The sequence below is a fragment of the Paenibacillus sp. S33 genome, from assembly GCF_053615415.1.
Map to the genome: position 1 here is coordinate 5,196,517 of NZ_JBSIEZ010000001.1, position 18,500 is coordinate 5,215,016.

16 protein-coding genes and 1 pseudogene are annotated in these 18,500 nt (G+C 45.7%); 6 read left to right on the forward strand and 11 right to left on the reverse strand.

Translation table 11 applies throughout. From position 1 onward, the window contains the following. Window positions 1-16: 16 nt before the first annotated feature. From ACWGXJ_RS23630 to ACWGXJ_RS23650, 5 genes and pseudogenes are all read right to left on the reverse strand, one after another. Window positions 17-1,444, reverse strand: coding sequence for a discoidin domain-containing protein (locus ACWGXJ_RS23630; RefSeq protein WP_452567703.1), 1,428 nt, complete (start codon window positions 1,442-1,444; stop codon window positions 17-19). An 8-nt stretch (window positions 1,445-1,452) separates the two neighbouring features. Further along, window positions 1,453-4,340, reverse strand: a pseudogene (locus ACWGXJ_RS23635) (contractile injection system protein, VgrG/Pvc8 family). 51 nt (window positions 4,341-4,391) lie between these two features. Then, a complete protein-coding gene (locus ACWGXJ_RS23640; RefSeq protein ID WP_061830527.1) occupies window positions 4,392-4,769 on the reverse strand; it encodes a DUF4280 domain-containing protein in 378 nt (125 codons plus the stop codon). Next, window positions 4,766-5,284: a hypothetical protein gene (locus ACWGXJ_RS23645; protein WP_452567704.1), complete on the reverse strand. Its 519-nt coding sequence runs from the start codon at window positions 5,282-5,284 to the stop codon at window positions 4,766-4,768. Before ACWGXJ_RS23645 ends, ACWGXJ_RS23640 begins: the two co-directional genes overlap by 4 nt. Continuing rightward, entirely contained in the window at window positions 5,268-5,873 is a 606-nt protein-coding gene (locus ACWGXJ_RS23650) for a hypothetical protein (protein ID WP_452567705.1), read from the reverse strand. Before ACWGXJ_RS23650 ends, ACWGXJ_RS23645 begins: the two co-directional genes overlap by 17 nt. Window positions 5,874-6,244: 371 nt before the next feature. Here ACWGXJ_RS23650 and ACWGXJ_RS23655 point away from each other — a divergent pair, with 371 nt between their 5' ends. Continuing rightward, entirely contained in the window at window positions 6,245-7,429 is a 1,185-nt protein-coding gene (locus ACWGXJ_RS23655; protein ID WP_452567706.1) for an ATP-binding protein, read from the forward strand. Window positions 7,430-7,570: 141 nt separating this feature from the next. Here the strand turns inward: ACWGXJ_RS23655 and ACWGXJ_RS23660 are convergent, their stop codons facing one another. Next, window positions 7,571-8,527: a nucleoside hydrolase gene (locus ACWGXJ_RS23660; RefSeq protein WP_039271744.1), complete on the reverse strand. Its 957-nt coding sequence runs from the start codon at window positions 8,525-8,527 to the stop codon at window positions 7,571-7,573. 211 nt (window positions 8,528-8,738) lie between these two features. Between ACWGXJ_RS23660 and ACWGXJ_RS23665 the strand changes: the two genes are divergently transcribed. Beyond that, window positions 8,739-9,332, forward strand: coding sequence for a hypothetical protein (locus ACWGXJ_RS23665; protein WP_250260169.1), 594 nt, complete (start codon window positions 8,739-8,741; stop codon window positions 9,330-9,332). An 80-nt stretch (window positions 9,333-9,412) separates the two neighbouring features. Here ACWGXJ_RS23665 and ACWGXJ_RS23670 read toward each other — a convergent pair whose 3' ends face one another. Genes ACWGXJ_RS23670 through ACWGXJ_RS23680 form a run of 3 tightly spaced genes read right to left on the reverse strand, consistent with a single transcriptional unit; the run spans window position 9,413 to window position 12,930 of the window. Beyond that, window positions 9,413-10,021, reverse strand: coding sequence for a pentapeptide repeat-containing protein (locus ACWGXJ_RS23670; protein WP_028540785.1), 609 nt, complete (start codon window positions 10,019-10,021; stop codon window positions 9,413-9,415). Between the two features lie 37 nt (window positions 10,022-10,058). Continuing rightward, on the reverse strand, window positions 10,059-10,568 hold the full coding sequence (locus ACWGXJ_RS23675; protein ID WP_013312480.1) for a MarR family winged helix-turn-helix transcriptional regulator: 510 nt from the start codon (window positions 10,566-10,568) through the stop codon (window positions 10,059-10,061). Continuing rightward, window positions 10,558-12,930: an ATP-dependent DNA helicase gene (locus ACWGXJ_RS23680; RefSeq protein ID WP_452567707.1), complete on the reverse strand. Its 2,373-nt coding sequence runs from the start codon at window positions 12,928-12,930 to the stop codon at window positions 10,558-10,560. The genes ACWGXJ_RS23675 and ACWGXJ_RS23680 overlap by 11 nt, the downstream gene beginning before the upstream one ends. A gap of 168 nt (window positions 12,931-13,098) precedes the next feature. Between ACWGXJ_RS23680 and ACWGXJ_RS23685 the strand changes: the two genes are divergently transcribed. After that, on the forward strand, window positions 13,099-14,175 hold the full coding sequence (locus tag ACWGXJ_RS23685; RefSeq protein ID WP_039271752.1) for a GGDEF domain-containing protein: 1,077 nt from the start codon (window positions 13,099-13,101) through the stop codon (window positions 14,173-14,175). A 135-nt stretch (window positions 14,176-14,310) separates the two neighbouring features. Beyond that, window positions 14,311-14,484: an aspartyl-phosphate phosphatase Spo0E family protein gene (locus ACWGXJ_RS23690; protein WP_013312483.1), complete on the forward strand. Its 174-nt coding sequence runs from the start codon at window positions 14,311-14,313 to the stop codon at window positions 14,482-14,484. 105 nt (window positions 14,485-14,589) lie between these two features. On the opposite strand, the gene cidR is transcribed toward ACWGXJ_RS23690, so the two are convergent. Then, entirely contained in the window at window positions 14,590-15,489 is a 900-nt protein-coding gene (cidR, locus tag ACWGXJ_RS23695; protein ID WP_023990853.1) for a cidABC operon transcriptional activator CidR, read from the reverse strand. 131 nt (window positions 15,490-15,620) lie between these two features. Here cidR and ACWGXJ_RS23700 point away from each other — a divergent pair, with 131 nt between their 5' ends. Both ACWGXJ_RS23700 and ACWGXJ_RS23705 read left to right on the forward strand, forming a co-directional pair. Continuing rightward, window positions 15,621-15,992 carry a CidA/LrgA family protein gene (locus ACWGXJ_RS23700; protein WP_013312485.1) on the forward strand — a complete coding sequence of 124 codons (372 nt, stop codon included), beginning with the start codon at window positions 15,621-15,623 and terminating at the stop codon, window positions 15,990-15,992. After that, window positions 15,989-16,666 (forward strand): CidB/LrgB family autolysis modulator, encoded by a 678-nt coding sequence (locus tag ACWGXJ_RS23705; protein WP_013312486.1) that lies wholly within the window; start codon window positions 15,989-15,991, stop codon window positions 16,664-16,666. The genes ACWGXJ_RS23700 and ACWGXJ_RS23705 overlap by 4 nt, the downstream gene beginning before the upstream one ends. A gap of 117 nt (window positions 16,667-16,783) precedes the next feature. Here ACWGXJ_RS23705 and ACWGXJ_RS23710 read toward each other — a convergent pair whose 3' ends face one another. Then, window positions 16,784-18,487, reverse strand: coding sequence for a glycerol-3-phosphate dehydrogenase/oxidase (locus tag ACWGXJ_RS23710; protein WP_452567946.1), 1,704 nt, complete (start codon window positions 18,485-18,487; stop codon window positions 16,784-16,786). Window positions 18,488-18,500: the final 13 nt, after the last annotated feature.

An 18,500-nucleotide genomic window follows, 5' to 3' on the forward strand; every position in this document is an offset into this window, starting at 1 on the left:
TCCTTTGTTAGAAATGCTAGAAGAATCGTATCTCCGACATACAGGTATCGTGATATTTAGTTCCTCGCTCTACGGCCTCAATCGTTATTTTCACGAATGAAGTATGAATAGGCTTATCAAGAAATTGGTTGCTTATAAAATCATTATCTATCATCATGGTCTGTCCATTTGAAAACTCCAGTTTCATTCGTTTAACTCTATTATTTGCTTGGAAAGCATTAGATGACTTAGCTAAACCATTGATAAGCTCGAAACCCTTCAATTCTTGCACAGAACCAAAATCAATCTTGATCCACTCTCCAATCCCGTCTCCTTTAACTCCTTCACACCAGGCTGTACTCGCATCTCCGTCCATAATGTTACGGGCAGCATAGGAATTGCCTGCTTGATCTGGAAGTATAGATGAAGCGACGATTTTCTGTGCCGGGATGCTTTTTCTATATTTCATCAAGTCTGTTGTAGTCTGTATCCATTGCACAGGAGCCACAGAATACCCTATCCTCTGCATTACATCAAAGTATTTTACACTTTGGCCAGTGTTGATATGGTGTTGTTCTATCTCTTTTTGAGAGTTCAAATAGACCATTCGTTTGCCATCCATAGTTAGAGTAAGGCTTCCATTCACATCTGCCAGTACTCTTTTATTTCCATTCTTCAAATCCAATAGATATGTTTTATTATTACTGGAAGAAGAGTGCAGCAGTAGATCATTATAAAGCCATTGTTCAATCCAAATCCCCTCTGTACCCATGCTGACTTGTTTAATTTTTTTATTATTCATTAAATCATAAAAGACTAGCTCACTATTACTCTGAAGGCATAGCTTCATACTATCAGGAGAAAAAATTGGGTTTTTAAGATTAGCAAAGCCTGTTACATGATTGTACAAATCAGCGAGTTTTTTAGCAGACTTCTCCTTTATAATATATTGATACAAAACCCCATTTTCTGCGTAAACACATCTTTTTAAGTCAGGAGAAATCAGAAAATAATCAGTAGTTACTGGTATATTAAATTCAAATGTCTTCTGGAGTGTCGATAAATTAAAAATTTTAATCATTAAATAATTCGAATCGTGTGATTCTCTGCATAAGATAATATGGCTACCATTATGCGAAATACTATTTATATACAGCTCATCTTTTGGATAATCTCCTTTTTCACTCGCATACAGCTTATCGATAATACTATCTGTGTTAATGATATCATCACCATTTAAATCGTCCATGTTTTCCAAATATTCTATAGGTTCGTTATCATTTTCACCCCGGAATAGTATCCAGTTTGTTGGCATTACATTTTTATTATCATTTGTTGTCTGAACTACTTCACTTTTATGTGCCGTACTTTGTATTTGACTACTTTCATCAGAGTGATAACACGCGGATAAAATCAACAATGCAACAATGCAACAATGCATATTAATATTCCTTTCAATAGTCAAACTCCTCGTTATCTTTTTTTCGTTATGCTTTTTTTCGTCCTATCTTTTCTGTCAATGATAGCAAGTCCGTAAATTTCTTCGTTGATGTACTTGTCTTCTAATGAGTGTTTTACCACTCCTACTGCGATAAGAAATTGAGTGAACTCATATTTATGAATTGTTATACAACCGGTTGAAGACTCGTGCTTAGGCTTAGAACTGTCCTTATTGAAACCCTTATGGATGTTGATACCAGTAGCTGTATGCTTTTTATTTTGCATAATTGACGGAACGCCCCCTCCGTTCCTAATGCGTAATGCTGGATATGTTCCACGGTGACGTCCACTTTTAAATCCATATACCCCCTCGTTTACCGTGGCAGCCTCATTTTCATAATCTGGAAGTGTACTTGCATTATTGCTTGTATATTTAATTTCGCCATCTATCACCACAATAGCCGTCGCTCCATACCGTCCTTCCTGATGATCGTCTTGTGCATAACTATACGAACCGTCTCCTTCAAAGAAAAACACAAGGGGTGCCTTACGGTTCGATGACAGTTTCTTTTGAACAATGCTGTTATTCGTGTAATCGTTTATTCTGTACAGAGCTCGAGCCTGATTACCTTTTATACCCTTACTGCTTATATACTTCTCAATCTTTTTCACCGCCACCAATCCATCTTTATAATCCTCAGGATCTAATGGCTTTGGTTCCTCCTTCGGCGGCTTTTCAGGAGTAGTCGGCGGCTTCTTGCCCGGTTCCGGTTCCGTTTTCGTTGTTGTCGGCGTTGGAACAGTCGGCGTTGCAGCCTTGCTAACCTTAGGCCATGGAAGAATCCCATTGGCTACTTGATGCAGGTACACTGCGAGCACATCACGACCATAGCCCTTATTCTCCAGGCCGTATTTTTTCGCAAAGTCATGCAGTGCGGCGTTAAGCTCCTTATCCCAATCGCCTGTAGCTGGAAGCTTGTACGAGAAGCTGTCTGGATACTTCTTGGCAAGCTTGTTCAAATTCTCCCTGGCAAGCTGGCTGTTCACGCCATACTTACTTCGCAGAGCAGCCGCTTCCTTGGCTAAAGCCTTTTGATCAGCAACGGTCAGCTTATGGGCTGCATCTGCGTATTGTCCGGACAGCTCCTCCAGCCGATTCGCATCCAGATAGGACTTGGCTGAATGCCCACGAATCAGCTCGTTGATTAGCACATTGTCACGCAGTTGGTTGGCGAGAAGATGCATCTGCTTTTGCTTGGCCTTGTCGTTTGCACCGTACGCTTCCCACCACTGGGACGTGTATTCATGCATTTGCGCTCTGGCCCAGGCAGGCATACGATCTATTTCTGCCACCTGCTGACGCAATTGCTTGGCCTTGACCGCTGCTTCCTTGGCCCCCTTTTTGTCCCCGGCTGCCACGGCTTTGTAGTAGTCCGTTTTATATTGAAGCAGCAAGTCCTGTACCCATTGCGGATATCCCTTCCCTTTCAATTCTTGAACTAGGGATTTATAGGCTTTCAGCTCTGCATCAGGCACCTGATTTTTCATGAGCTTACTAGCCTTGATATGAAGCGTTCCATCGGTTCGGATATAGCTGCTTTTGCACGTCAGAGATATTTCGCGAGTAGCGGTCATTTGTACCTTTTTGCCATGCAGCACCAAGTCTGTATCGGCGTGAAAGGTAAGATCGTGATGACTATACACGTGAATACCGGAAGCAGGATTTAAGCGTATAAGTATCTTTTCTTTTTGGGTGGAAAGTGCTACTTCTTTGTCGTCGAATCTCGCCACTTTTTGAGTTTTGGTATGAAATAGCTTTCTTGACGGCTTGCTGATTTCATCTCCTTTGTAGTCTCTCTTACGCAGGGATTGAACCACACGAGCTTCCTTTTCTTCGTTAGATGGAAAATACAAATGGACATGATCCCCTAGCTCAGGCATGCAATGCCAACCGATTCCCTCACTGGTATACATGGTGGGATAAGAAAACCAGCACCCCTCAACTTTGGACTGCATAGAATCCACGGACAAGTGAAGTTTAACGGATTCGTTTTCACCATCTAAATCAATGACTTTCCCTTCAATAGAGGTACCTTTGATTAACGGGTTATGTATAACCTCCCTCGGAATACCTGCTTCCGGAACGAGAACGTAGCGATATGTCATAATACCTTGCTTCATCTCTGCGTGGATCTGATCAATAACCCAATGCTTTCGTTGAAACACGACGACATCTCCAAGTTCAAAACGCTTCGTATCCTCTACTTCAGCATATGTATACTGGGGACCTGACTTTGTTTTTTGGAGGGAAAAGTTAATGCTACGCAATTCACCTTTCACCTGTTCTTTTGAGGTACCTAACCATAATCTCGGGAATACGGATGTAATCTCGGCAATGAGTCCAGTCTGCAGATGAGAGGCCATTCTTTTTAGAAACTCCCAATCACTCTCCTCATACTGAATAGTAAAGCGCCCAGCTTTTGATCGCTGTCCGCCAGGTCAATAAAATCCCCATGTGGATAGGCATCTATAAGTTCGCGGAACAGTTGATAATACGTCAAGTTGCTGTTTTGAAACGAACGGTTTTTCCGTTGTTGATCCAATAAATATGTAAAAGACGCAGCCTCAAGGTACATGTGATATACGCCATTTTTGAATGCAATTCTAATATTGGTGACCATTCCTTTAAAGATGCTAACTGTCCCTCGGTCTTCATCCGTCTCATATACCTCTAGCACATCTTCATCGTAAGCTAGTCCATCATACTTTGCATGATCCTCATCCGGTATGAGAGCAGTGATGTACACCTTGCCGTGCTCATTTATCTTCTGTGTCAATTCAAAATCAAGCAGCCTGATAATTTCATACGGTGCATTCACTCTAATATTTCCATAAGTCAGCATAGTTCCTGCCAGTCCCATCTTACTCCCCCCGTTTGCTTTTCATATGATGCAAATCCTACATTCTATTAACTATTCCTGCCCATCTGTCGTGAATGAAATTTTGCCGCACCACATGCATAAATTCGTGGAGCAGCTCATAAGAGCCGGAGATTGATCTACGTATACATCCTTTTTTCCATTCAACCAAGGCATAGAAACGCTCGGTTTGCAGGGCTGCGGAATGATTTTCCCGGAATTTCCTTTGTTAGCAGAAGAGACTGCAGGATTATGCATACTACGGCACTTTCCGAAAGAAGGGATATGCGTCTGCGGGTGAAAATCCTGAATATTCCCTTGCAGTTTGTCGCCAATACTAATTCCCCTGTTAGCTGAAACACTAAATCTTCCCGTATGACTTCCATAGCTACAATGTATCTGTGCCCCATCCACTACATAGCTCTCACTCATTCTTGGACTCTCCTTTGTATAGATGGCCCCTCTGTATCGACCTTTTGTAATTTCAAGCCTGCCAGATTGAACTTCAAAATACATTCAGCCACATCAAGATCTACAATGATATGATGATTGGCATCCTGAACCCTGAATATTTTATGATTCTCTACTTTATATTCATCTAGAATGATTTTCTTCAGTGTACCGTCCCTATGATATTCACTACGTGGTGATAAACATATCAGGCTAGGCGGATTTGCCAGCCAATACCTTGTTTGCTGCATTCGCTGCATATCGGCAAAAACAATCAGCTTCCAGCTTAATCCGGCATGATATATATCAAAGATTTCCTTTAGTTGTTCCGAAACGATGGATACCGGATGCTCTATAAAATCAATATAGTCCGCATCACCTGATACATAAAATTGTAAAACGGAATCCTCTTCGCTGGCTGCCCATTCCAATAACTGCCTGCGATTCATCTCTACTGGATACATATACTCCGTAATACGATTATCCTGTTGAATCATGTAGTACTCCATAAGCTGTTGAATACACCACCTCACTGATTCCTTTATACTCCCCTATTCTTACTTCCAAATCGTCCTCACATTTCAAGGCCTTGAATTCAGGTAAATGTACAGCCTGCTGAATAGCATCTTTCGCTAATTTCAGAACATATTGATGGAATTCCCCTGTAGCCTGGAGTACAAATCGCTCCACATCAGGCTGAAAAATCTTATTCATATAGGGTTTTCGAAGCTGATTCAATTCATCCTCCAATTCTGCTAAAAAGCTGAATGCCCAGCCTGCATCATAGATTCCATAACAAGGTTGAGGATCAAAGAACCAATTTTTATCATAGGCTTCAACGACATAGTTATAGTTACGGTCCATCAGATACGTGCGCCTCAAAGAATAAGTAATGTATCCGATCCTCGTCTTGGCCACTTCTGCAGAATGGGCTTGCAGGCAGATCGATTGAAAGGATTGAATAAAAGAAGAGATGAGCTCATCTTTTCTTTGTTCATACAAAGACGCTGCTTGATGTAATTTCTGGTTCAATGCATCTTCTGCATAGGTCTTAAGGAAGTGTTGTAGGGCTTCCTGTCTATTCATAATTCCACCTCTGAACCTATTATATAGAATATTTACATGATATTACTGGTTCTGTCCTCCTATTTTGTTACACAATTTTCATATCATGAGATTACATATGAATTTATGAAAACAGAATGAAAATAATCATATTTTTTCGTGAATGTGTAATAATATATGCAAAAACTCTCCAAGAAAGGCTAGCATTAGACCTACGGAATGAAGGTTTGTGCAAGCGAATAGGTAAATCGAAGTAGAAGACTCAGGTTTATAACGAAATAATCATGTATAATTAATAATACGCTCCAGCAATACTTTCAGAGGACTAGGAATGGGATACACAAACTATTAGAGTTTTGTTAACCACCACTTTGCATCAAGATTGGAGACATATGACTACTTCACCTACAGGTTTTTATAATAGTATTCAAGAGGCTACCGCGCATGTCATTGATGTGTTGAGTGATATTTTACATGTTAATACCATTTTTATTGCCGCTAATGATGGGGTTACAAATGTAATTGTAGATTCATTTAACCGGGAAGAGATGCTGGTTCGTAATGGAGAGGAGCTTCCTTTTGAGCTTAGCTATTGCAGTCTGGTGCTGAACCATTCTGCGGATTACCTCACCATTTCGGAAACGTCTACTCATCCACAAACACGTGATTTATATGCGACTAAAACCATGGGAAACCACTCATTTACAGGAGTCCCTATTCGCATGAAAAATGGTCAGGCTTATGGAACCATTTGTATCTTGGACGCGCCATCTGTACATTTGACAGAATCAGAACTGAAGGCACTACAGGCTATGGCCGTATTTCTGGGGTATGTAGTTGAACTGGAGAAAGGCAAGATCGATGCTGAAATCTCTTCCATGAGCAAGCTGGATTTGATATCTTCCCTGAGTAATAAAATTCGGTTTTCGCTGACCGAAATATGGGGAGCCACCGATCTCATGCTGACGACGGAGTTAACCGAGGAACAACAGCAATATATGAGCATCATGGAGTCGAGCAGTCGCTCGCTCATGACGTTATTGAGTAATATTTTGGATTACAGCCATATGGAATCCAGGCAGATTGATGATATTGAAGATCCATTTGATCTGAGAACCATGATGGAAAATGTGTTGAGCCTGTATGCAGAAGTAGCCGCGCAGCGGAATCTAGAGTTGAAGCTCGACTGGAATCTCACCAGCTCGCCTATTTTTATCGGGGATGAAGCTAAAATTCGCCGTATGCTGATTAATTTGGTAGATAATGCAGTAAAGTTTACAAGCACAGGAGCTGTCATCTTATCTGCAACCGCCCAATCCGTGACCGATGCACCTGAGGTTGAACTGGAATTAAAGGTGAAGGATACTGGGATCGGTATATCTCCTAACAAACTGAAATTGTGGCTTGAGCATGACCGTGGGAACTCTCCCTCATATGGCAATCCAGGATTGGGTTGGCAGATTACCAAACATCTATTAAAACGAATGAATGGTAAAATGACTGGGATCAGTGAACCTGGTAGCGGGACAGAAATAACGCTCCAGTTCACTCTGAAAACATACCAGGAGTCAGCATGAAATAGAAACTAGCTTGTGATAATTATAGGACACATCATGTAATAGAAGCCCGTGACGCATAACGTCACGGGCTTTATGTTATGAGTACGTGTCACTAGGCAATATTATCACCCTATGCCGCACGTTTGTGCATAGTCAGACTTAGTAACGTTTGGGAGCAGCCAGCTTGGCCAAATCCGCCATATACGTAAAAAAGGCTTCTGGATCTGTATCGTATACCAGGTTCACAGGACGTCCCTCTGCCTGTTCCACCGTTCTGCCCTGACTTGGACCTTCTGCGATAACGCTGCAATGCACCGTCTTTTTCTTGACAATGTCCGGGCGTCCTACGGATGCAGTGGTCAGTACATCCCACAAGTAGTAGGTTGAGTTCGTTTCGCTATAAACGAGCGGAGGACATCCTGCATAGCAATTACCCAAGAAATCCACGCCTTCATATCGGCGCTCGGCAGCCCAACGATTGCGTACTGCTGGAGTTAATGGCACTTTGCTTGTGCTTTCCAGCGCTACCAGATCAATCGTGATGCCGCTTTGCCACACCCGATATGCCGCTTCTGGGTCCCAGAACACATTCCACTCTGCTGTGCCGTCATGCTCCGGCTCCTCAACATTCCCTTTTTCAAAGGTGCCGCCCATCCATACCAGCTTTTCGATCTTTGCTTCAATATCCGGTGCTTCATCCAGCGCTCGCGCCAGATCGGTTAGCGGTCCAGTGAATAGCAACAGCGTCTTACCTTCAGCTCCGCGTACCTTTTCGATCAGATGCTGATGAGCTGGCAGGGATGAAAGCGGTGCTTCCATTCGCCCCGATTCATTCAGTACCGGTAATGCATCCACATAGAAGGAATGTAAACGCCAAGCGGCAGGAAACGGATTTTTACCGCGTGAATTAGACTTTGCGACTTCCACAGGCCCTTTATTTTGTCCAAAACGATCAATAATTTTACGGCTGGCATCCGTTGCAGGCTCCAGATACCCATCTGCTGGAATCACCGATACTCCGGTCAAATGAATTTGTTCCATCTGAAGCAACATAAACAGGGATACTAGATCATCCACTCCACCATCATGATTAAAATAAACGTTTGTCTGACTCATCTGTCTCTTCCTTCCTTTATCCCCGTAAAACAGGCTTGTTCTTATCGGCAACCACCCTTCATTATGCCTGATCGCTTCACAGGAGTAAATGTGCGATAGTGTGTGGATCAGGGATTTTTTGCTTACTCCATGCTTAAGATAGGTAGAAATGTGTGTAATAACAGGGTAGAATCATGGGTCCTAATCGGAAGCGTATGAAGGAGAGATGCATATGACAGCCCGAACAATAGAAGAGTTGGAGCAGATCCGTAGAGAGTGTAAATCCATGGTGACGAAAAGGGCTGCGGCTTCTGGTGGAGCGGTATTAGTTCCAGTTCCAGGGGCTGATGTTCTTGCTGATGTTGGCATTTTGATGCAGCTACTGCCCGCCATTAATGGAAAATTCGGATTATCTGAGAAGCAGCTGGAAGGTCTGGACGCAGAAACAAAATCCATGGTGTATGGTTTTATCACCTCAATTGGCAGCAAGCTGATCGGGCGACTCATCACCCGTGAAGTTATCGTGCAGATTTTGCAAAAAATGGGCATTCGTATCGCTACCAAGCAGGTTAGCAAGTTTGTCCCCCTTCTGGGGCAAGGGCTAGCCGCGGCAATTGGCTTTACTGCCATGCGAACCATTGGTAATCGGCATGTCGATCAATGTTATGAAGTAGCCAAACGCTTGCTGGAGCAGCGAACTGCCGCAGATACCGCGCGCAACTGGACAGTTCCACAGCAGCCTCTAGAGCCTGTGGGAGTGGATCATTTGCCAAACCGGGACCCGGGAGCAGCGATTCCACTACTGCCGGCACCCCCTAAAGATTAAGTTCTTCACATTCGAGTCAACCATCCATTTCACCCGCACGGGGTACCGCAGATCGAGACGGGTCCTGTATCCCGTGCTTTTTAGCCTTCCACCTTGGCTCCATAGGAGCGGGCCACCGCTACTGCCTGCTCGATATCCAACTTGGCTCCGGTGATGTCCAGATCTTTAAAATTCACGCCATCCATCTTCGCACCGCGCAGGTCTGTTCCTTGAAGATGGGCTTTGTGCAGTCTTACCCGGGTAAGATCCGCCTCCCGCAAATCTGCTTTTTCCAAATTGCATTCGGATAAGTCGGCTTCCTTGAATCGTATTTTTCGCAAATCTTGTTTTCTTAAATCTGCATGACGCAAATTCGTATAAGACCAGTCTCCGCCCGTAATTGTGATACCATCCATATTCGCCCCCGCAAAATCTGAACCTACCAGCTTGCAGTTATCAAATCGAACTACAAACAGATTGGCGCTGGTGAACAAACAATTGGTAAAAGCCGACTCCTTGTAGTGAGATGCATTCAGAATGGCTCCGGTAAAATCACAGTCCACAAAAGTACAGCCTTCCACGAGGGACTCATTCATCTCCACACCCCGAAAGCGACATCGGGTAAACTCACAATTTCTCCACTCGCCTTCTCTGGCATCCATTGAACCAAAATCACGGGCTTCATAGACCTCATCTGTATAAAAGAACATGTTCTCTCTCCTATTCCTTACTCCCTATATTAGGAATTCAGCATTTCGGCAAGGACCGCTCAAAACCGCCCTTCATTTTTCCCAGTAAACCCTTCATCATCTTATGGTCCTGCGGCGTAAACTCAGACATACACGACCGAATCAACTTCGTATAATAAGGGACTATCTTACTTAACAGCTCTCGTCCTGCCTCTTTTAATCCGACAGTCACCATCCGTCCGTCACTCTCATGAGCCACACGTTCAATCATGCCATCTCGCTCTAATCCGTCGATCAGCCCCGTCATGGTTCCACGCGTCACATCAGCTTTTTCCGCCAACTCTGATGGTGTCATGCGATGCGGCGAATGGCAATGCAACAGGCTAAGAACAATAATCCGACCCTGAGAAGCCCCCAACTTGCTAAAATCCGTATCCATTTCTCTGAAAATACCATTAGCCAAGCGCGCAAATGTCACAAAAGTCTCTATATTATCCACTTCGGCATCTTCATGTCCAAAGCTACGCAGCACCCCGCGTATGGAGTCATTATGAAAATTAAAGTTCATAGTCTATCCATTCCTTCCTTAATCCCGCTTGTTCCGTCAGACGGTAGCTTTTCCATTCATCTGGCAGCAAAGAAGCATACGGTTCCTTGGCAAAACGATCATCTACCAGGACCAGCAATCCTTCGTCGTGCTCTGTGCGAATCAGTCTGCCACCTGCCTGAAGAACCTTGTTCATTCCCGGATATACATACGCATAGTTGAAACCATTCCGTCCCTGTTCCGAAAAATAATCCCGCAGCACATCCCGCTCTGCTCCAATTTGCGGCAAGCCGACGCCGACGACCACTACCCCATTTAAGCGATCCCCAGGTAAATCGACACCTTCAGCAAACACACCACCCAATACGGCAAAGCCAAGCAAGGTGTGCTCTTGCCCAGGCTGGAAGGCCTCTAGAAATTGATCCCGCTCTGGTTCGGTCATCCCCGGACTTTGTACCAACGTATTTGCGGATACGTCCCGAAGTATGAATTCCTCATACACCTCACGCAGATATGGATAGGACGGGAAAAATACAAGGATATTTCCTTTCCGTTCCACAACCAATGCAGCCAGCATATCCGCAATCGCCCCTTTGGATCGCTCACGATCCCGATAACGGATGGAGAGCGGCAGCAGACGTACATCCCACTGCTCCTGATGGAAGGGCGAAGGAACCTGTAACGTATAATCTTCCTCGTTTGCTCCGAGCATGTCCCGGTAATAAGCAAGCGGTGTCAACGTCGCGGAAAAATAAATGGCTGAGCGGTAGCCTTTAATAGCTTGTCCCAACAAGTGAGAAGGATCGAGGCAGAACAGCTTGACCCTCACTTCACTGCGCCCTGCTTCCACATAAGTAACGTACCGCTCATCATATAAAGCTGCAATTCGCAGCATATTCTGAGCGGTAAAATACGTATCTAGAAGCAATGCATAAGCCGTACCCTCACCGCTTGCATGGCTTGTGCTGCCCCCCGTTACCAGTTCACGTTCAGCTGCTTCCACAAAAGGCACCAACAGCTCCAGCACCTCTTGCGGTGCTGCTGTCTCCACTGCTTTTCCTGTATCTGCATATTGCTTGCGCAGCGTAATCATATGTGCGTTCACTGCACTCGCAGCCGCAGCAATCTCTGGGCTTAGCAACTTAAATTCTCGTTTCAGTTCCAAAAAAGAAGATTTCAAAATTTCCGCCGAAAACATGTCCCGGCCGCGTTCTACCAGATTATGCGCCTCATCCACCAGTACGACACCTTTTCGCTTGTGCTCCTCCAGCAATCTTTTCAAAGAAATCCGTGGATCGAAAACATAATTATAATCACTGATTATACCATCCGAGGCATACGCCACATCCAGCGAAAATTCAAAGGGACATACCTTATGCTTGCGCGCATAATGCTCAATCACCGCCCGGGTCATTAACGTCTCATTCGCCAAAATATCGGAAACCGCACCGTTGATCCGGTCGTAATAGCCCTCACACATGCTGCATGATCCAGCATCACAATCATTTTCATCCTTGAAGCAAATTTTATCCTTCGCAGTCAAAGTCACCACATGCATGTGCAGCCCTTGGGCCTGCATTCTGGCATAAGCTTCTTCGGCTGCTGCCCGAGTGGTGGTACGAGCCGTCACATAATATACTCGTCTCACCAACCCTTCGCCGATCGCCTTAATCGCAGGAAACAAGGTGGATACCGTTTTACCAATACCTGTAGGTGCTTTGGCAAACAAGTTAACCCCTTCGGTAATCGTCTTGTACACCGAACCCGCGAGCGTTCGCTGACCCGAACGATACGTGTCAAAGGGAAAGTTCAACATAGCAATACTGGCATCCCGCTTTTCCGCATGTGCTCTCAGCAGGAATGCATACGGAGCATAACCAGCAATCATCTCCTGTGCGAAAGCTTCTAGCTCAGTAAAGGATAGTTCCCGTCTGAATCGGCGAATGTCTTCACTGTGTGCCTGTACATAAGTAAGCTGGACCTGCATGGAATGATGTTGTTCCTCACAAGCAATCATATAGGCATACAGAAATGCTTGTGCCCAGTGTACAGGTTGGCCGTCACCCTGAATATCTTCGAGTGGCAAAGAGATCGACTTAATTTCATCGACCGTCCATACGCCATCCAGCTCAATCAGTCCGTCACAACGGCCTTCAATGATAAACAATTCGTCCTTATACGGAATTTCTGTACGTAAATGTACCTCTTTGCGGTCATGCTCCTTGTAACCTTTCTGGATAACCTGATGCACGCGAGTTCCTTCGAGCATACTGCTATTCGATCGAAAGCCGCTATGAATGCTGCCGCTCCGATGCACATATTCCACAAGTGGACGCACCGATATGTGAATTGGTTCCTTCATACGATCACCCGTTCCGGTCATAGTCCTTTCACTGTACCACGTAGATAAACGAAACGTAAGGGACATAAGAATCGTTTGTATTCAATTGGTATTCACTCATGCCTACTTTTTACCGAAATATAGAAACGAGGCCTTTTGCTTTATTCCCCACGATACTACAACTCTCAATACAGCATAAAGGATAGGGATATGTTAAAAGAATTAATTAACAATTTTGCGTTATTAACAAGCTTCTTATTCTTTGGAAATTTATTTTTCCGGAAATATGAACGTTACCTAAAAAAACATGTATTCATTTATCGGGTAATGAACGGTTTAATGCTGGGTCTGTTTGGCATTCTGTTAATGATGACCGGTTTATGGGTCCGTGGGCACTTTGTGGTCGATCTGCGCCAATTGGCGATTATCATATCTGTTTATATGGGAGGATCGGTATCCGGTCTGCTGACCACCTTGATCATAAGCCTGTACCGTATTTACATCACAGGTGGTTGGACAGATGTTTCTCTGACTGCTACCGTCAATTGTTTCATGACATTGGGCATTTCACTTATCTTTATTCGAGAAAAAAGCCTAACACTCCGCAAGTGGATGTCGGCCGTACTTGGAGCTGCTGTAGTGTCGTTGTTATCTACTTTCTTTGTAGTTAACCCTCCTGATAATGAATCTATTATAATAATCACAACTGTTAAGTTGCTTGGCGGCCTGTTCACTTATTTTATGATGTCCTATATCAAAAAAACAGAACGGGCTGTTCATCTGCTGGAAGAAGCTGCAAATCGGGATCATTTAACCGGACTCTACAGTCCACGTGCTTTCGATGCGCTATTTGAAGAGGTCTTTCATACTTCCAAGACTACAAAACAACCCTTTGGACTCGTGATGCTGGATATTGACCACTTTAAAAATATTAATGATACGTATGGTCATTTGAACGGAGATACCGTCTTAAGCCAATTGGGAATGCTGTTAACCCGGGAATCTACAACGAGGGCGTACCCCTCCCGTAAGGGCGGAGAGGAATTTGCCATTCTGATTGGAAATTGTGATAGTCAGAAAGCAGCAAGCTTTGCCGAAAAAATTCGGAAAGCTGTGGAAAATGAACGTTTTCTTTTGAATGACGGAACCTCGATCTCGCTAACCGTATCCATCGGAGCAGGCAGTTCACCTGTCATTGCATCGAGGCACTTACTGGAAAAGTCAGATGAGGCATTATATGAAGCTAAGCGTTCAGGACGCAATCAGGTGAAACTGGCAAAACCATAGATATTAGTCGCTAAATGTCAGGAAAGCTGGATTATTGTTAATAAAAAGTGGTAAAATGGAAATAACATCGTTATCAAAAAAAACTTCTGCCGCTAGTGGAGACATGCCTTACAATCGACATGGGGGGTGGGCTTTGTGAACCTCGAACAATTGGAAAAACTCATGGAAAAAGAACGCCGTGAACTGAATCGCATGGCTGACTTACACGGATTAAAAGATGAACGTGTATTGGACAAATCCTCCAGACTTGACCGTATTATGGACAAGTACCTTCACACCAAGCGTGCAATAAACCAAACACACTCATAGAAGCAAGCTACATCGCTGCCCCTCAGGGCAGCTTTTTTATGATGTAAGCAGTATTCGTCCTCCTTCGGTACACATCTGCATCGTACTCACCTTCTCGCGGACTGACTACTTCCCGCCATATTCCGTCCGCAACAATTGCTGTGTAAACGATATCCATTCTCTGGCGGCAAAGGACAGATAACGATCGTTCCGCCAGATCATCCCTAAATGCCAAGGAATGACGGGGTCCACCAATGGAAGAACACGCAAGCGCTCAGAATCCAGATCTCGGCATATAGCCTCCGGCAACAGAGCTACCCCCAGGTTTGCAGCAACCATTTCGCTAATCAGATCCCATTGTGAGCTTTCGTAGACTACACGCGGCTGAAAGCCAGCACGGACACATTCGGCAATGATACGGTCATGCAGCGTAAAATCCTCACGGAACAGTACAAACGCCTCCTCCGCCAGCGCAGATAACGGTACCTCCTTGCACTCTGCCAATGCATGCGTAGGATGAACGAGCAAATTCAGCTTTTCCTCCACAAACAGAAATGTCTCAAACATATCTCCAACCGCAGGCAGCACAATCACCCCGATATCCAACGCTCCGGCTTCTACGTCCTGTTCCACTTTCTTCGCCCCGTCCTCAAATAATTGAATGGTCACATCAGGATATGCCTTATGAAATTCTCCAATGACACGCGGAAAAAAGCTCGATCCGACCATAGGGGGCAAGCCAATACGGATATGTCCTTTTTTCAGGTTCATCAAATCACTCAGCTCCGAGGACAGGCTCTGAAAGGACTTTACAATCGCTTGTGCTTGAAGCTCAATTACCTTGCCCGCGTCCGTCAGTTCGATTCTTTTGCCAATTCGGTCGAACAAAGCGACCCCCAGTTCATCTTCCAGACTTTTAATCGTCTTACTGATCGTCGGCTGGGTAATAAACATGCTCTGGGCTGCCTTTGTAAAGCTACGCAACCGCGCGACTTCCAAAAAATATTGTAAATGTCGGATATCCAAACCTACACCTTCTCCCATAGACAAACGGAATAGATTACATTCTTTATATGCATTTTACTCATGAAAGCTTGTGATGTAAAATTTCATTACAGTTTGAAAATAACCGATCTCAAAGATAGGAGCCATTATATATGAAAAGCTTCATACGCGGTGTCCTCCAGATCGCCGTCCTGATGGCCTTTTCGCTCATCCTGAACGCGGTAGTCTCCTGGCTCCACCTGCCTGTACCCGGTAGTATCATTGGTATGCTGATCCTTTTTATTCTGCTGCAAACCGGCTTGGTCCGGCTAAGCTGGATTGAAGTTGGCGCAAACTGGTTGCTGGCCGAGCTGCTATTATTCTTTATCCCCTCCGCTGTCGGCGTTATGAATTATTGGCCGATGCTGGAACACGATGGTATGAGCATCATGCTGGTCGTGTTGCTCGGCACCTTTCTGGTGATGGCCTGCACAGGTATGGTCGCCAGTCTGCTTGGTAAACGAAAGGAGCATAAATCATCATGACCGGTCTTCTATGTATTGTATTGACACTCGCTATTTACTGGATGGCCAAACGCATGTACCGCACACTGCCCAAGGTGTATTTGTCTCCATTGCTCATTACACCTATTGTTATCATTTTGATTTTGACGCTGACGGGTGTGAACTACCGTTCTTATAATTCGGGCGCCCATTTGCTGTCCATGCTGCTACAGCCAGCTACGATTGCATTTGCTGTCCCTTTGTACCGATATTTCCCTGTGTTAAAAAAACATGCGACCCAAATCGTGCTTAGCGTGCTGTCTGGGTCCGTTGTAGCCGTGTTGTCCTCCATGGCGCTTGCCAAGTGGATGCATCTGAATTCTTCGCTGCTGAGCAGCCTGATTCCTCGCTCCATTACGACACCCATTGCGATGAATGTATCGCAAACGATTGGCGGCAATCCGACGGTCACGGCTGTATTCGTTATTCTGACCGGATTGAGCGGTCTTATTATCGGTCCGATGATTGTAAAACTGTTCCGTATTGAAAATGAAGTCTCACGTGGGGTGCTGCTCGGTACCGGTGCTCATGGTACTGGCACTTCCAAAGCCTTCGAGTTCAGTTCGCTGACGGGGACGATATCCAGCATCTCGATGGTGCTCGCCGCTCTCTTTACCTTGGCAGCCGCCCCGTTCCTGTTCCACTTGATGCTGTAAGCAATATGTATACAAAGAAGCAGCGATTCTCCTGTTATTGAAGAATCGCTGCTTCTTTGCTTTCAGTCCATGTCTTAAAGCAATGGACGGCTCAAGGATATAACTCCCCTCGCTGCCTCAAATAGCTTTAACGTCGCCGGGTTTCGCCTCTACCTCTACAGGCGTTACAGCTTCATACAGGTAAGCATCCAGCTCAGCCGTATATTGTCGTTCTTGCGCGGCGCTCCAGCCTGCATGTTCGGACATTAATGCAATGGCGGGCTGTTTCCAGCGCTTCACCTCGTCAATCTGGAAGAACAGCGCCCCGGTTCGGCGTATGAAAAAATCAGACGGTGTCACCGTCATTTCCTGTTCCATCGCATACAGGAGCGGGACACGCACTTCCACAGGCAGCGCCGCTTCCTGCTCGGTAGCCTCCTTCATGCTCCGTGCCGCTATGGCAAACAGCCGCTCTGTGTTGGAGCCATAGCGGGTAGCCCATGCTCTAGCCGTGTCCGGCGTCAGGCCGAGCGCAACACCTGCTGCGGTTTGCTTACCTACGTACGCGTCCCAGCCCGCTGAGCCGCCTACACTGCCGCCCGAAATCGGGATATGTCTGGTGCGGCATGCCCGGAAGCTTTGCCCGTGCAAGCGTCCTAGTTCCCGTACCGAACGATCCACGACGAGTTCGGACATTTTCCGGTAGCCCGTCAGCTTGCCGCCTGCAATCGTGATCAGACCTGAACGGGATTCCCAAATTTCGTCCTTGCGTGAAATTTCCGAAGGACTTTTACCGTCTTCATAAATGAGCGGCCGTACCCCTGCCCAACTGGATTCTACATCCGTAGCAGTCAGTTTCACATCCGGGAACATTCCGTTGATCGCATGAAGCACATAGGCCCGATCTTCGGCGGTCATCCGAGGATGCGCCGTATCCCCTTCATACACCGTATCGGTCGTACCTGCATAGGTTTTTCCATCACGTGGGATGGCAAATACCATGCGTCCATCCGGCGTATCGAAGTACACTGCCTGTTTGAGTGGAAAGCGCTCAGCATCGAACACCAGGTGAACACCTTTCGTCAGGCGTAGCACCTTGCCCTCTTTGGAGCGATCCATTTCCCGTAACGTATCTACCCATGGTCCGGCCGCATTAATAACCAGCGAAGCTCGAATTTCGTATGGCTTTCCCGTTAACCGGTCCGTTACGCCTGCACCGCTTATTCGTCCTTCGTCATAGAGCAGCTTGTCAGCCTTGGCATAGTTCACCGCCAGCGCCCCTCGTGTAACAGCTTCCTTCATGACTTCAATCGTCAGGCGAGCGTCATCTGTGCGGTACTCCACATAGCTGCCGCTCCCCTTCAGTCCATCACGCTTCAGCAAAGGCTCGCGCTCTAGCGTAGCCTGGATGTCCAGCATACGACGGCGCTCACTACGCTTAACGCCAGCAAGGAAATCATATACTAGTAGCCCGACAGAGGTGGTAAATGCGTTAAACGTGCCGCCCTTGTGAAAAGGAAGCAGCATACGCTCCGGTATGGTCACATGTGGGCCATTTTCGAATACGATGGCCCGCTCCTTCCCAACCTCGGCTACCATCTTAACTTCAAACTGCTTCAAATAACGAAGACCACCATGCACTAGCTTGGTCGAGCGGCTGGACGTACCTGCTGCAAAATCCTGCATCTCCACCAGTGCTGTCTTCAAACCACGATCCGCCGCATCCAGCGCAATCCCCGCCCCTGTAATGCCGCCGCCAATAATTAAAATATCAAAATGCTCATCTCCCATACGTTCCAAAACAGCGGTTCTCTCCTGCGCAGCAAATCCCTGTTCTCCCATCATGTATCCCTCC